Origin of the sequence: Solwaraspora sp. WMMD1047 (assembly GCF_029626155.1) — a bacterium.
In the GTDB taxonomy this organism is placed as follows: domain Bacteria; phylum Actinomycetota; class Actinomycetes; order Mycobacteriales; family Micromonosporaceae; genus WMMD1047.
On record NZ_JARUBL010000001.1, the window covers coordinates 2,980,254 to 2,993,226 of the forward strand.

The window sequence follows — 12,973 nt, forward strand, 5'->3', positions numbered from 1 at the left end:
CACAGATGCGGCGGTGCGTTCCGCCCGTCGCGATAGGGACCTGAGGAGAACTGGTGCCGCTCCCGTCACTGAGCCCCGAGCAGCGCGCAGCCGCGCTGGAGAAGGCTGCGGAGATCCGCAAAGCCCGCGCTGAGCTGAAGGAGCAGCTCAAGCAGGGCAAGACCACCCTCGCCGCCGTCCTCGACCGAGCGGAGGGGGACGATGTCGTCGGCAAGCTGAAGGTTTCGGCCGTGCTGCAGGCGATGCCGGGTATCGGCAAGATCCGAGCCACCCAGATCATGGAGAAGCTCAAGATCGCCGACAGCCGTCGCCTCCGTGGCCTCGGCGAGCAGCAGCGTAAGGCGCTGCTCGGCGAGTTTTCCGGAAATTAGCCCACGGCTCCGGGTAGAAACGAGCCGTGGGTAGTTAGCACAAGGTAGGCCGCCGCCCTCGTTGCCGCGGGGGTGGCGGATGGAGAAAGATGCGTCACGACGCGCGCCCGGCAGCTCGGCTCACGGTCATCGCCGCCTCCTCCGGGGTCGGAGTGATGAGCGTGATCGAGCTGATCCGGGCGCGTTCGCCGTTGCTGTGGTTGTCGGTTCCGCTGACGACCCGGCCACGGCGACCGTCCGAGCCCGAGGGTGCGCAGCGCCACTTCGTCGACCGGGCCGAGTTCGAGCGGCTGCGGGCCGCCGGCCGGTTGCTGGAGTGGACCGAGATCGGCGGGCACCTCTACGGGACGTCCCGGACGGCGGTGCAGGCCCGGCTGCGGGCCGGGCGGCCGGTGCTGCTGCGCACCGACCCGGCGGGCGCCCGGCAGGTCCGCACGGCCATGCCGCAGGCCCGACTGGTCCGGCTCGCCGGCCCGGCCGAGCGGGTGGCCCCGGACGGCCACGACCCGCACGGCGGCTGCGACGCGGTGGTGGTCAACCACCTGGCGGAGGTCGCCGCCGGCGAACTGATAGACTTCGTCGGTTGTTCATTTCCGGTCCCGGCCGAGTATCCGGTCCCGGCCGAGCCGGAGACCACCGGCCGGCCCCCGGCCGCCGGGTGAGAGACGCAGAGGTTACCTCCCGTGGGATCCATCGCCAGTCCCGAAGGCATCACCAACCCGCCGATCGACGAGTTGCTTGAGAAGACCACGTCCAAGTACGCGCTCGTGATCTTCGCGGCCAAGCGGGCCCGTCAGGTCAACGCCTACTACAGCCAGCTCGGCGAGGGTCTGCTGGAGTACGTCGGGCCGCTGGTGGAGACCACGCCGCAGGAGAAGCCGCTGTCGATCGCCATGCGCGAGATCAACGCCGGCCTGCTGACCGCCGAGCCGACCGACCAGCCGTAGTCCCGGGCCGGCCAGCCGATGACGGAGCCCGTCGTCCAATGACGACCACCGCGGCTCCCGAGGCGTCCGCCGCAGGCGAGGCTTCCGTCGTACTCGGCGTGGGCGGGGGCATCGCGGCGTACAAGGCCGCCGAACTGCTCCGGCTCTTCACCGAGTCGGGGCACCGGGTCCGGGTGGTGCCGACCGCGTCCGCGTTGCGGTTCGTCGGCGCGCCGACCTGGGCCGCACTGTCGGGCCAGCCGGTCGCGGACGAGGTCTGGTCGGACGTGCACGAGGTACCGCACGTGCGGCTCGGCCAGCGGGCCGACCTGGTGGTGGTGGCCCCGGCCACCGCCGACCTGCTCGCCAAGGCCGCGCACGGACTCGCCGACGACCTGCTCACCAACACCCTGTTGACCGCCCGCTGCCCGGTGCTGCTGGCCCCGGCCATGCACACCGAGATGTGGGAACACCCGGCCACGGTGGCCAACGTGGCCACCCTGCGCGGCCGGGGGGTGCTGGTGATCGAACCGGCCAGCGGCCGACTGACCGGCGCCGACACCGGCCGGGGCCGGCTGCCCGACCCGGCCGAGATCTTCGCCGTCGCCCGCGGGGTGCTGGCCCGGGGCGGCGCCGCGCCGCGGGACCTGACCGGCCGGCGGGTGGTGGTGACCGCCGGCGGCACCCGCGAACCGCTCGACCCGGTCCGGTTCCTCGGCAACCGCTCCTCCGGCAAGCAGGGCTACGCGTTCGCCCGCACCGCCGCCGCCCGCGGCGCCCAGGTCACCCTGATCGCGGCGAACGTCACCCTGCCCGATCCGGCCGGCGCGGAGCTGGTCCGGGTCGGCACCACCGAGGAGTTGCGGCAGGCCACCCTGGCCGCCGCCGCCGAGGCGGACGCGGTGGTGATGGCGGCGGCACCGGCCGACTTCCGGCCGGCCCGGTACGCCGACCAGAAGATCAAGAAGTCGGACCACGGCGCGGCCCCGGTGATCGAACTGGTCACCAACCCCGACATCGCGGCCGAGCTGGGGCAGCGCCGCCGGGCCGGCCAGGTGCTGGTGGTCTTCGCCGCCGAAACCGCCCGGACCGCCGACGCGGAGGCCAACGCCCGGGCCAAGCTGGCCCGCAAGGGGGCCGACCTGATCGTGGTCAACGAGGTCGGCCCGGACCGGGTCTTCGGCGCCGACCACAACACCGCGACGGTGCTGGGGGCGGACGGCTCGCGGCAGGCATTTCCGGAGCAATCCAAGGAAGGGCTCGCCGACCGGGTGTGGGATCTGGTAGTAACGCGCTTAAGCAGCACATGATGAGGCAGCACGCGGCGGACCTGGTCCGACCGGTGACCGACGGTCAGCGGATCGGACCGCAGTGACTACACTGCCGCCCAACCAATCTTCGAGTTCTTAGGAGCACCGTGGCACGTCGCTTGTTCACTTCCGAGTCGGTCACGGAGGGCCACCCGGACAAGATCGCTGACCAGATCAGCGACGGCATCCTCGACGCCCTGCTGACCCAGGACCCGCGCAGCCGGGTCGCGGTCGAAACCCTGATCACCACCGGGCAGGTGCATGTCGCGGGCGAGGTGACCACAAAGGCGTACGCCGACATTCCGGCGATCGTCCGGGAGACGATTCTCGGCATCGGCTACGACTCGTCGAAGAAGGGCTTCGACGGGGCGTCCTGCGGGGTGAGCGTGTCGATCGGCTCGCAGTCGCCGGACATCGCCCAGGGTGTCGACAGCGCGATCGAGCTGCGCTCCGGGTCCTCGGAGAGCGCGCTGGACGCGCAGGGCGCCGGCGACCAGGGCATGATGTTCGGCTTCGCCTGCTCCGAGACCCCCGAGCTGATGCCGCTGCCGATCGCCCTGGCCCACCGGCTGGCCCGCCGGCTGTCGGCGGCCCGTAAGGACGGCACGATCCCCTACCTGCGCCCGGACGGCAAGACGCAGGTCACCATCGAGTACGACGGGCTGCGCCCGGTGCGGCTGAACACCGTGGTGGTCTCCAGCCAGCACGCCGCCGACATCTCGCTGGAGTCGCTGCTCACCCCCGACGTGCGCGAGCACGTCATCGCCCCCGAGGTGGAGGGGCTGGGCCTGGACACCGAGGGCTACCGGCTGCTGGTGAACCCGACCGGCCGGTTCGAGATCGGCGGCCCGATGGGTGACGCCGGCCTGACCGGCCGGAAGATCATCGTGGACACCTACGGCGGCTACGCCCGGCACGGCGGCGGCGCCTTCTCCGGCAAGGACCCGTCCAAGGTGGACCGCTCCGCGGCGTACGCGACCCGGTGGGTGGCGAAGAACGTGGTGGCGGCGGGGCTGGCCGAGCGGTGCGAGGTGCAGGTCGCGTACGCGATCGGCAAGGCGCACCCGGTGAGCCTCTTCGTGGAGACCTTCGGCACCGAGAACGCGCCGGTGGAGCGGATCGAGAAGGCCATCAGCGAGGTCTTCGACCTGCGCCCGGCCGCCATCATCCGGGACCTGCACCTGCTCCGCCCGATCTACCAGCAGACCGCCGCGTACGGCCACTTCGGCCGGGAGCTGCCGGACCTGACCTGGGAGAACACCGACCGCGCCGCCGACCTCAAGTCGGCAGCGGGAGCCTGACCAGCGGCAAGAACAGCGACCGGCAGCCCGCCGCAGGGCTGCCGGTCGCTCGCGTCTGTGTGGACGTACCGCTGGCCCACCTGGACCGGCCCTTCGACTATCTGGTCCCGGCCGAGTGGGACGAGGCGGCCCAGCCCGGGACCAGGGTCCGGGTCCGGTTCGCCGGTCAGCTGGTCGCCGGCTGGCTGCTGGCCCGGGCCGGCTCCTCGGAGCACCCCGGCAAGCTCACCTACCTCGACAAGGTGGTCTCGCCCGAACGGGTCCTCACCGCCGAGGTCCGCACCCTGGCCCGCGCCGTCGCCGACCGGTACGCCGGCAGCCTCGCCGACGTGCTCCGGCTGGCGGTGCCGCCCCGACACGCCCGGGTCGAACGCGAGTCCGCCCCGGCCGCCGCGGACTGTCCCGCCGCCGAGACACCAGCAGCGCCGCCGCCCAGCTCTGCCGGGCCGGCCGGCTGGGGGAGCTACCCCGCCGGGGCGGCGTTCCTGCGGGCGCTGGCCGCCGGCCGGGCGCCCCGGGCGGTCTGGTCCGCGCTGGCAGGGGAGGAGTGGCCGGCCCGGCTGGCCGAGGCGGTGGCCGCCGCCGTCGCCGCGGACCGGGGCGCGGTGGTGGTCGTACCGGACGCCCGGGACCTGGATCGGCTGGACGCCGCCCTCACCGCAGTCCTCGGTCCCGGCCGGCATGTGACGTTGTCGGCCGCGCTCGGGCCGGCCCGCCGGTACCGGGCGTTTCTCGCCGCCAGCCGCGAATCGGTACCGGTGGTGATCGGTACCCGGGCGGCGATGTTCGCCCCGGTGCGCCGGCTCGGCCTGGTGGTGATCTGGGACGACGGCGACGACCTGCACGCCGAACCGCGGGCGCCGTACCCGCACGCCCGGGACGTGTTGCTGACCCGGGCCCGGCTCGCCGACGCGGCCGTGCTGGTCGCCGGGCACAGCCGGACCGCCGAGGCCCAACTGCTGCTGGAGACCGGCTGGGCGCGGGAGATCGCCGCCGACCGGGAGACGGTCCGGGCGCGTACCCCCCGGGTGACGCCGACCGGCGACGACCCGCAGCTGGCCCGCGACCCGGCGGCGGCCACCGCCCGGTTGCCCAGCCTGGCCTGGGAGGCCGCCCGCGCCGCGCTGCGCGACCAGACCCCGGTGCTGGTGCAGGTTCCCCGGCGCGGTTACCTGCCGGCGGTGGCCTGCGCCGACTGCCGTACCCCGGGCCGCTGCCCGCACTGTGCCGGTCCGCTCGCGCTGACCTCGGCGCGGGCCGTGCCGGCCTGCCGTTGGTGCGGCCGGGTCGCGGTCGGATACACCTGCCCGCACTGCGCCGGCCGCCGGCTGCGGGCCTCCGTGGTCGGCGCCCGCCGCACCGCCGAGGAGTTGGGACGTGCCTTTCCCGACACGCCCGTGCGGACCTCCGGCCGCGAGGAGGTGCTGCCCCGGGTGCCCGGCGGGGCGGGGCTGGTGATCGCCACTCCGGGCGCCGAACCGGTCGCCGAGGGCGGGTACGGGGCGGTGCTGCTGCTCGACTCCTGGGCCCTGTTGACCCGGGCCGACCTGCGCGCCGGGGAGGAGGCGCTGCGCCGGTGGCTGACCGCGGCGGCGCTGGCCCGGCCGGCGGCCGCCGGTGGCCGGGTGGTGGTGGTCGCGGACGGTTCGCTGGCCCCGGTGCAGGCGCTGCTGCGCTGGGACCCCGGCTGGTTCGCCACCCGGGAGCTGGCCGAGCGCCGGGAACTCGGGTTCCCGCCGGCGGCCCGGATGGCCAGCCTGACCGGGACCGCCGAGGCGGTCGCCGACCTGCTGGCCGCCGCCCGGCTGCCGGCCGGCGCGGAGCTGCTCGGTCCGGTGCCGGCCGGGCCGGACCAGGAGCGGATGCTGGTCCGGGTGCCGCGCGCCCGGGCGGCCCCGCTGGCGGCCGCCCTGCACTCCGCGGCCGCCGTGCGGACCGCCCGCAAGGCCGCCGAACCGGTCCGGATCCAGGTCGATCCGCTGGCGCTGTTCTGATCCGATTACCGGCTGTCCCAGGCCGGTGACCTGCGGTTCTGATGGTTCGGCGCGGCTTGCGTGGTAGCATCCGGCCTCATGCTGACGTCTGCGGGACGCGGCGCTGACCAACCGCGCGCGAGCAGGGAATGAGTGAGTCGTGACCGTTCGTCAGTCGATTGTCCTGAACGGTGATCTCGGGAGCGGCAAGAGCACGGTCTCGAAGGAGTTGTCCCGACGGCTCGGCCTGCGCCGGGTGAGCGTCGGCGACCTCTATCGGGAGATGGCTCAGCAACGCCAGATGACCGCCCTGCAGCTCAATCTGCATGCCGAGCTGGACCAGGCCGTGGACGGCTACGTCGACCAGTTGCAGCAGGACATCGCCGACTCCGGCGAGCAGCTGATCGTGGACAGCCGGCTGGCCTGGCACTTCTTCACCCACGCCCTCAAGGTGCACATGATCACCGAGCCGTCCGAGGCCGCCCGGCGGGTGCTCGAACGGCCGTCCGGTCCGGCCGAGAGCTACACCTCGGTCGAGGAGGCCCGCACCAAGCTGCGCGAGCGCAGCGAGAGCGAGCGCGGACGGTTCATCCTCCGGTACGGCGTGGACAAGGCGAAGCTGCGCAACTACGACCTGATCTGTGACTCCACCCGGGCGTCCGCGGACGAGGTGGTGGAACACGTGATCGCCGCCTTCGAGGGCCGGTTCGCGGCGGAGATCCTGCGCCAGGCCCCGCCGCTGCTGCTGCTCGACCCGGGCCGGATCTTCCCCACCCAGGAGATCCAGGCGTTGCGGGAGGGCTGGGACTCCGACTTCGTCACCAAGGTCGAGCAGGCCGGTGAGGAGGCCCTGGAGCCGCTGCACATCGGCTACACCGGTGAGCACTTCTTCGTGGTCGACGGCCACCAGCGGCTCTCCGCCGCGCTGCGCGGCGGCTTCAAGGTGGTGCCGGGCCGGCTGGTCGCGGAGGGCACCGAGCCGGTGGTCGGCGGCCTGAACGCGATCGACTACTTCCGCTCCGAGGTCGGGCTGAGCACGATCTGCGACTGGGAGGCCGCGCACAACATCCGGCTGCCGGTGCCCGCGCACGTGCTGGAGCCCGGCGACGCGGTGCTGGCGGGCGAGCCCGGCGGCGTCGGCGCCTAGCGTCCCGGCACCGGGCCGCGCCGAGCGGGGCACGCCCTGGGGCGGTGGTCGCTGCCCGCGGACTCCGTAGACTGGTACGGCAGATCGTCCCGCCCGCCCGAAGGAGTCCGTCCGCGTGACCGTCCAGCCCATCCGCCTGTTCGGCGACCCGGTGCTGCGTACACCGGCCGAGCCGGTGGTCGACTTCGACGCCGAGCTGCGCAGGCTGGTCGCCGACCTCACCGACACGATGCGCGAACAGGGTGGCGCCGGACTCGCCGCCCCGCAGCTCGGCGTCGGTGTCCGGGTCTTCACCTTCGAGGTCGACGACGTGCTCGGTCATCTGGTCAACCCGGTGCTGAAGTTCCCCGACGAGGAGGAACAGGACGGTCCCGAGGGCTGCCTCTCGATTCCCGGGCTGCACTTCGACACCAAGCGCCGGATGAACGTGGTGGCGAAGGGCTACAACTCCTACGGCGACCCGATGCAGGTCGTCGGCACCGGTCTGCTGGCCCGCTGCGTCCAGCACGAGACCGACCACCTCGACGGGGTGCTCTTCGTGGACCGGCTCGACCCGGCCGCCCGCAAGGCGGCGATGAAGGCCATCCGGGAGGCCGACTGGTATGACCAGGCGGCCCCGCCGGTGGTGAAGCTCAGCCCGCACCGGGTCACCGCGGATCCGTTCGGGCTGGGGCGGTAGCGGGTGCGCCTGGTCTTCGCCGGTACGCCGGCCGTCGCGCTGCCCGCCCTGGCCGCCCTGCACGACAGCGGCCACGAACTGGTCGCCGTGGTCACCCGCCCGGACGCGCCGGCCGGCCGTGGCCGTAACCTGGTCCGCTCTCCGGTCGGGGCCTGGGCCGAGGAACACGGCGTCGAGGTGTTGACCCCGCAGCGCCCCCGCGAGCCGGAGTTCCTCGACCGGCTGCGCGACCTGGCACCGGACTGCGTCCCGGTGGTCGCCTACGGAGCGCTGGTGCCACCGGTCGCGCTGGAGATCCCCCGGCACGGCTGGATCAATCTGCACTTCTCCCTGCTGCCGGCCTGGCGCGGCGCGGCACCGGTGCAGCACGCCGTGCTGCACGGCGACCAGTTGACCGGGGCCAGCGTCTTCCAGTTGGAGGCCGGCCTGGACACCGGCCCGGTCTTCGGCACCGTCACCGACGAGGTCCGCGCCACCGACACCGCCGGTGACCTGCTCGACCGGCTCGCCGCCTCGGGTGCCGGGCTGCTCACCGCGGTGCTCGACGCGATCGAGGCGGGCACCGCCCGGGCCGAACCGCAGCCGGCCCACGGGGTGTCGCTGGCGCCGAAGCTGACCGTCGAGGACGCCCGGGTCCGCTGGACCGACCCGTCCTTCGCGGTGGATCGCCGGATCCGCGCCTGCACCCCCGCACCTGGCGCCTGGAGCACCTTCCGCGGGGACCGGATCAAGCTGGGACCGGTCCGACCGGTGGCCGACGGCCCCGACCTCAAACCGGGTGAGCTCTTCGTCGAGCGGGGCCGGGTGCTGGTCGGCACGGCCACCACCACGGTGGCGCTCGGCGAGGTCCGGGCGGCCGGCAAGCGGGCGATGCCGGGCCCCGACTGGGCCCGCGGCGCCCGGGTGGCCAGCGGCGAGAGCTTCGGCGATGACGTACCACCCGGCGATGGCGGCCGGTCTGGCGATGGCGGCCGGTCTGGCGAGGGGGAGCGGTCCGCGTGACGCAGACGCCGGCGGGTAGTCGCGGCCGTCCCGACCAGCCGGACCGCTCCGGTCGGTTCGACCGTGGGCAGCCCTCCGCCCGTGGCCACGACGGCCGGCCGGACCGGGCCCGCGATGGCCGGCCCGATCGTACCCGCGATGGGCGGCCGGACCGGGCCCGCGATGGCCGGCCCGATCGTGCCCGCGATGGCCGGCCGGACCGGGCTCGCGATGGGCGGCCGGACCGGGCCGGCGGCCGGCCCGACCGGCGGGCCGCCGATCTGCCCCGGCAGGCGGCGTACGAGGCGATCGCGGCCGTGCATCGCGACGACGCGTACGCGAACCTGGTGCTGCCGAACATCCTGCGGGAGATGCGGCTGCACGGGCGGGACGCCGCCTTCGCCACCGAGCTGACCTACGGCACGCTGCGGCACCGGGGCACCCTGGACGCCATCCTGGCTTCGGCGGCCGGCCGGGAGGTCGACCGGATCGACCCGCCGGCCCGCGACGCGCTGCGGCTGGGCGCCTATCAGCTGCTGCACACCCGGGTGCCACCGCACGCGGCCGTGTCGTCCACGGTGGACCTGGTCCGCGCGGTGGCGCCGGGCGCCACCGGCTTCGCCAACGCGGTCCTGCGGGAGATCGCCGGCAAGGATATCGACACCTGGATCGCCAAACTGACTCCGGCCTACGATGCCGACCCGGTCGGCCATCTGGCCCTGGCCCACAGCCATCCACAGTGGATTGTCAGGTCCTTCGCCGAGGCGCTCGGCGGGGACCTCGCGGAGACCACCCGACTGCTGATCGAGAACAACGAACGCCCACCGGTGCACCTCTGTGCCCGGCCGGGGCGGGCTGACCCGGTGGAGCTGGCCGACCAGGTCGGCGGCGCGCCGGGGGCCTTTTCGCCGTACGCCGTCTACCTGGCCGGCGGGGCGCCCGGTGAGCTGGCGGCGTTGGCCGACGGCCGCGCGCACGTGCAGGACGAGGGCTCCCAACTGGTGGCGATCGCGCTGGCCAACGCCCCCCTGGACGGCGCACCGTACGCCAACGGGCCGGGCGACGGCCCCCCGGACGACAGTGCGCCGGGTGACGGTGCTGCGGGCGGTGGCGGCTCGGGCGCCGGTGCGTCGGGTGACGGTAAGCCCGGGGACCGCATCGTGGCGGGGCGGGATGGCCGGTGGCTTGACCTCTGCGCCGGGCCGGGCGGCAAGGCGGGGCTGCTCGGTGCGCTCGCCGCGCAGCGCGGTGCCCGGCTGACCGCTGTCGAGGTCGCCGAACACCGGGCCCGACTGGTCTCCCAGGCCGTCCGCGGTCTGCCGGTCACCGTGCTGACGGCCGACGGCCGGGCGGTGGGCCGGGAACCGAGTCTGCCCGAGGGCGGCTTCGACCGCGTTCTCGTCGACGCGCCGTGTACCGGGCTGGGCTCGCTGCGCCGCCGGCCGGAGTCCCGCTGGCGGCGACAGCCCTCGGACCTGCCGCCGCTGACCCGCCTGCAGCGGGAACTCCTGGCCGCCGCGCTGCGGGCGGTCCGCCCCGGTGGGGTGGTCGGCTACGTGACCTGCTCCCCGCACACCGTGGAGACCCACGTGACGGTGACCGAGGCGGCCCGCCGTAGCGGCGTACCGGTGGATTTTGTGGACGCGCGGCCGCTGCTGCCGCCGGGGATGCCGGGCCTCGGCGACGGACCGACGGTGCAGCTCTGGCCGCACCGGCACGGCACCGACGCGATGTTCCTGGCGTTGCTGCGCCGCACCGGACCGGGCCAGGACCGGGCGGCCACCGGGTAGCGGACCCGCGCGGTCCCGACCCGGTCCGGCGCGAAAGGTCAGCTCGTGGAGTCGGCGAACAGGGCGTCGAGTTGGTTGATCGCCTGCCGCAGGCCTTCCTCCATGCCCATCGCGGCCATGTTCTCCAGTTGCTCGACGCTGGTGAACGTGGAGACCAGCGTCATCCGGGTGCCGGAGTCGATCTCCTTGAGGGTGACGACGGCGTGGGTGCTGTCCTTGACGTCGAGTGGTTCGCCGTCGTCCCCGGCGAAGCCGTCGTCGAATTCCAGCCGATGCGGCGGGTCGATCGCGGTGATCGTCCACCAGCCGGGCGCCTTCTCACCGTCCGGCCCGGTCATGTGGTACCTGACAGCACCGCCGACCTCGAACTCGTGCCGGTCGAAGGTCGCCGGCCAGCCGGGCGGACCCCACCAGCGCTCCAGTTGGCGCGGATCCTGCCAGACCTGCCAGACCCGGTCCGGCTTGGCGTCGAACTCGGCGACGAAGGTGAAGGTCAATGACTCGGTGTCGCGTTCGGAGCTGATGACGGGCATGACGGTGCCACCTCTTCCTGTCTCGTTCGTCTAGCTTGCGTGGTCCTCGGCCAGGATCTGGTCGATAGCCCGAACCCGGTCGCGCCAGAGCCGCTCGTAGGCCTCAAGCAGCCGGGTCGCCTGGCGAAGGACCGTCACGTCGGCGCGTACGATCTGTTCCCTCCCGCGCTTCTCCTTGGTGATCAACGCCGCCCGTTCCAGCACGGCGACGTGCTTCTGCACCGCCGCGAAGCTGATCGGGAACTGCCGCGCCAGCGACGACACGGACTGTTCGCCGCGGATCACCCGGGCGATGATGTCGCGACGGGTGGCGTCGGCCAGAGCCTGGAAGACCCGGTCGGCGTCCGGCGGCGCCAGCTCACCTACAACCATGTGGTTGTACGTTAGTCGGCAGCGTGGCGGGGTGCAAGGCAGCCGGCCAGCACCGTGCCCGGCCAGGAATGTGCCCGGCGGTACTACCTTGGATGCATGACGGATCGCGGGCGCGAGGGCGTCGAGGCCCGGCGGGACGGCAAGATCATTACCTTCTACTCATACAAGGGCGGCGTCGGGCGGACCATGGCGCTGGCGAATGTCGCGTGGATCCTGGCGAGCACCGGCAGGCGGGTACTGGCCGTTGACTGGGACCTCGACTCACCAGGTCTGCATCGCTACTTCTACCCCTTTCTCGGGGACAAGGACCAGATAAGTTCCAGCGGCGTCATCGACCTGCTCGACCGTTGCTACAAGGCCGCCCGCGACGACGTCGCCTTCTCCGATGAGAAGGTGATTGAAGGGCTGGCCCAGGTACTTGAGTACGTGGTTACTCTGGATTGGGAGTTTCCGGGCGGCGGAAAGCTCGACTTTCTACCACCCGGACGTCAGGACTCGGCCTACTCGGCCCGGGTGAGCAGATTTGACTGGGACAGCTTCTGGGAGCGGTACGGCGGGCACAAGTTCATCGAAGCGCTCAAGTGCAGCATGCGAGAGCATTACGACTTCATACTCGTCGACAGCCGCACGGGCACTTCGGACACGGCGGGCATATGTGCCGTCGCGCTGCCGGATGACGTGTTGTTCTGCTTCCTCATGAATCGACAGAGCATCGATGGTGCGGCCGCCGTGGCCGCTTCTGTTCGTCAACTCGCGCAGCGGCCACTGCGCCTGCTTCCCGTACCGATGCGGGTCGATGAAGACGACATCGCTCACCTCCGCAACAACTCGCAGAGCTACATCAGGCAGCGCTTCGACCGCATGGTCGAAGACTCTGGGGTTGCCAGCGTAAACGACTACTGGCCCTCGATCGCAGTTCCGTTCAAGAAACCTTACGGCTATGGCGAGCTGCTTGCGGCTTTTGTGGAACTGCCGGGGCAACCGGGTACGTTGCTCGCTGTCTATGAACGGTTGGCCAGTGTGGTGACCGGTTCCGAATGTCGGCTTCCGGTGATGGACCCGCAGCAGCGACAGAACGGACTGATTGCCTTCCAGGGTGAACTGGTGAGGCCGATCGACATGGTCGTCAAGCGGCGTGCATTCTTGTCCTATGTCCGCGAAGATCTGGCGGCGGTCGTCAAGATCGCCGATGCGCTTCGCATGGTGGGAATAGATGTCTGGATGGATCGGACCCACCTCAAGGTCGGCGATCGGTGGGCGGACACCATCAAGGATGCGATCTCCGAGGGTGACTACTTCCTTGCATTCTTCTCGCGTGCCTACTCAAATCGAACGAGCACGTACATGAACGAGGAGTTGCTGCTCGCGGTGGAGCAACTGCGTCGTCGCCCCCGGGCACGCCGTTGGTTCATCCCGATCACACTTGATCAGTGTGAGATCCCGAAGTATCCGATCGGAGCTGGCGAGACGCTGGAGCAGATACACCATCTCGACTTTTCGGACGACTGGTCATCCTCGATCGCGCAGTTGATAACGGCCATCGTCGACTAGAAGCTCATGATCACGGGTCGTCCGCGTCGCCCTGCGTCG

The 12,973-nt window shown here is 72.3% G+C and carries 11 protein-coding genes and 3 pseudogenes; 12 read left to right on the forward strand and 2 right to left on the reverse strand.

What is annotated here, in order from left to right:
• The first annotated feature begins 53 nt into the window (after positions 1-53).
• The 11 genes and pseudogenes from mihF to O7627_RS37195 all read left to right on the forward strand — a co-directional run.
• Positions 54-371, forward strand: coding sequence for an integration host factor, actinobacterial type (mihF, locus tag O7627_RS13755; protein WP_278093898.1), 318 nt, complete (start codon positions 54-56; stop codon positions 369-371).
• Between the two features lie 89 nt (positions 372-460).
• Positions 461-1,033, forward strand: coding sequence for a guanylate kinase (locus tag O7627_RS13760; RefSeq protein ID WP_278093899.1), 573 nt, complete (start codon positions 461-463; stop codon positions 1,031-1,033).
• A 21-nt stretch (positions 1,034-1,054) separates the two neighbouring features.
• Positions 1,055-1,318, forward strand: coding sequence for a DNA-directed RNA polymerase subunit omega (gene rpoZ / locus O7627_RS13765; protein WP_101366725.1), 264 nt, complete (start codon positions 1,055-1,057; stop codon positions 1,316-1,318).
• A 38-nt stretch (positions 1,319-1,356) separates the two neighbouring features.
• On the forward strand, positions 1,357-2,607 hold the full coding sequence (gene coaBC / locus O7627_RS13770) for a bifunctional phosphopantothenoylcysteine decarboxylase/phosphopantothenate--cysteine ligase CoaBC (protein ID WP_278093900.1): 1,251 nt from the start codon (positions 1,357-1,359) through the stop codon (positions 2,605-2,607).
• Positions 2,608-2,714: 107 nt separating this feature from the next.
• Positions 2,715-3,908 carry a methionine adenosyltransferase gene (gene metK / locus O7627_RS13775; protein WP_278093901.1) on the forward strand — a complete coding sequence of 398 codons (1,194 nt, stop codon included), beginning with the start codon at positions 2,715-2,717 and terminating at the stop codon, positions 3,906-3,908.
• A 59-nt stretch (positions 3,909-3,967) separates the two neighbouring features.
• Entirely contained in the window at positions 3,968-5,902 is a 1,935-nt protein-coding gene (locus O7627_RS13780) for a primosomal protein N' (protein WP_278093902.1), read from the forward strand.
• A gap of 139 nt (positions 5,903-6,041) precedes the next feature.
• Positions 6,042-7,028: an AAA family ATPase gene (locus O7627_RS13785; protein ID WP_278093903.1), complete on the forward strand. Its 987-nt coding sequence runs from the start codon at positions 6,042-6,044 to the stop codon at positions 7,026-7,028.
• 115 nt (positions 7,029-7,143) lie between these two features.
• Positions 7,144-7,707, forward strand: a complete 564-nt coding sequence (gene def, locus O7627_RS13790; RefSeq protein ID WP_278093904.1) for a peptide deformylase — start codon at positions 7,144-7,146, stop codon at positions 7,705-7,707.
• 3 nt (positions 7,708-7,710) lie between these two features.
• A pseudogene (gene fmt / locus O7627_RS13795) lies at positions 7,711-8,625 on the forward strand (methionyl-tRNA formyltransferase); the annotation flags it as partial.
• 344 nt (positions 8,626-8,969) lie between these two features.
• Positions 8,970-9,725, forward strand: a pseudogene (locus O7627_RS37190) (transcription antitermination factor NusB); the annotation flags it as partial.
• A 135-nt stretch (positions 9,726-9,860) separates the two neighbouring features.
• A pseudogene (locus O7627_RS37195) lies at positions 9,861-10,478 on the forward strand (RsmB/NOP family class I SAM-dependent RNA methyltransferase); the annotation flags it as partial.
• 38 nt (positions 10,479-10,516) lie between these two features.
• Here O7627_RS37195 and O7627_RS13805 read toward each other — a convergent pair.
• Entirely contained in the window at positions 10,517-11,011 is a 495-nt protein-coding gene (locus O7627_RS13805) for an SRPBCC domain-containing protein (RefSeq protein ID WP_278093905.1), read from the reverse strand.
• Positions 11,012-11,041: 30 nt separating this feature from the next.
• Entirely contained in the window at positions 11,042-11,383 is a 342-nt protein-coding gene (locus O7627_RS13810) for a metalloregulator ArsR/SmtB family transcription factor (protein WP_278093906.1), read from the reverse strand.
• Positions 11,384-11,479: 96 nt separating this feature from the next.
• Between O7627_RS13810 and O7627_RS13815 the strand changes: the two genes are divergently transcribed.
• Positions 11,480-12,934, forward strand: coding sequence for a TIR domain-containing protein (locus O7627_RS13815; protein WP_278093907.1), 1,455 nt, complete (start codon positions 11,480-11,482; stop codon positions 12,932-12,934).
• Positions 12,935-12,973: the final 39 nt, after the last annotated feature.

Bases quoted from the DNA above. Each gene is read 5' to 3' on its own strand.
- O7627_RS13815 (WP_278093907.1), top strand. From the start codon at position 11,480: ATGACGGATCGCGGGCGCGAGGGCGTCGAGGCCCGGCGGGACGGCAAG.
- O7627_RS13805 (WP_278093905.1), bottom strand. From the start codon at position 11,011: ATGCCCGTCATCAGCTCCGAACGCGACACCGAGTCATTGACCTTCACC.
- O7627_RS13760 (WP_278093899.1), top strand. From the start codon at position 461: ATGCGTCACGACGCGCGCCCGGCAGCTCGGCTCACGGTCATCGCCGCC.
- coaBC (WP_278093900.1), top strand. From the start codon at position 1,357: ATGACGACCACCGCGGCTCCCGAGGCGTCCGCCGCAGGCGAGGCTTCC.
- O7627_RS13810 (WP_278093906.1), bottom strand. From the start codon at position 11,383: ATGGTTGTAGGTGAGCTGGCGCCGCCGGACGCCGACCGGGTCTTCCAG.